At 63.0% G+C, this 1,090-nt stretch carries 2 protein-coding genes and 1 pseudogene; all 3 read left to right on the top strand.

Annotated elements, in window-relative coordinates; genetic code table 11:
• Positions 1-363: pseudogene (locus tag E6X30_RS10310) on the top strand (NAD(P)(+) transhydrogenase (Re/Si-specific) subunit alpha); the annotation flags it as partial.
• Positions 360-668, top strand: coding sequence for an NAD(P) transhydrogenase subunit alpha (locus tag E6X30_RS10305; protein WP_023302485.1), 309 nt, complete (start codon positions 360-362; stop codon positions 666-668). The pseudogene E6X30_RS10310 and the gene E6X30_RS10305, both read left to right, overlap by 4 nt.
• A gap of 1 nt (position 669) precedes the next feature.
• On the top strand, positions 670-1,090 hold a 421-nt coding region (locus tag E6X30_RS10300; RefSeq protein WP_316336199.1), incomplete at its 3' end, for an NAD(P)(+) transhydrogenase (Re/Si-specific) subunit beta.

Raw genomic sequence — 1,090 nt, 5'->3', positions numbered from 1 at the left:
GTACTGATCGAGGCCGATCAGATCGCCGCGATGAAACCGGGCGCCGTGATCGTCGATCTCGGCGCCGAGGGTGGCGGCAATTGTGCAGGCACGAAGCCTGGAGAAACGGTAACGGTCGGGCCGGCAATCATTCTGGGGCCGCTCGACGTCCCATCCGCGCTCGCTCAGCACGCGAGCGAGCTCTACGCCAAGAACATTCTCAACCTGCTGACGCTCATCGTGAAGGATGGCGCACTCGCCCTCGACTTCGAGGACGAGGTTATCGCTGGTACCGTGCTCACGCACGCCGGCGAAATCCGCAATGAAGCGGCGCGCAGCGCTGTCGAGGGTAAGGTTTCAAGCGATACGGAGACCGCGAAATGACCATCGATACCTCCATGACATGGCTGATCGCCCTCTACATCTTCATGCTAGCGGCGTTCACCGGATACGAAGTCATCAGCCGCGTTCCCTCGATTCTGCACACGCCGCTGATGTCCGGATCGAACTTCATCCACGGCATCGTCGTCGTCGGTGCCCTGCATGCCCTTATTAACGCAACCAGTCTGTTCGGACAAGTCCTCGGCTTCATCGCCGTCGCGCTCGGCGCGGCCAATGCCGCCGGCGGCTATGTCGTGACAGACCGAATGCTCGCCATGTTCAAGTCCAGCGGCGACGGGAGGAAGTGAGATGTTTGTACAGCACATTGCTGGACTAAGCGGGCTCGCTGCCGCTGTCCTCTTCATCTTCGGCCTGAAGCGCATGTCGTCACCCGTGACGGCGCTATCCGGCATCGTCGTGGCAGGCCTCGGAATGGTGGTCGCGGTCGCAGTGAGCTTCCTGGCGGTCTTCGACGTGGCAGAGACCGTCCGCCCGCATCTTGGCGTCAATCTTATTCTGGCGGTCGCCGCAATCGCACTTGGCGGTGGCTGGGCCTGGCTGCGCGGCAGGAAGGTCGAAATGACCGCGATGCCGCAGATGGTCGCGCTCTATAACGGCATGGGCGGCGGTGCGGCAGCAGCGGTGGCCGCGGTTGAGATTTCGGCACGCGGTACCCCGAGCGCGCTCATCCTGGCGGTGACCGCCGCTGGCGCGCTGATCGGCTCCATCT

This window comes from Dermabacter sp. (assembly GCF_032550575.1).
Lineage (GTDB): Bacteria > Actinomycetota > Actinomycetes > Actinomycetales > Dermabacteraceae > Dermabacter > Dermabacter hominis.
This window is presented reverse-complemented; position numbering and strand designations above follow the sequence as displayed.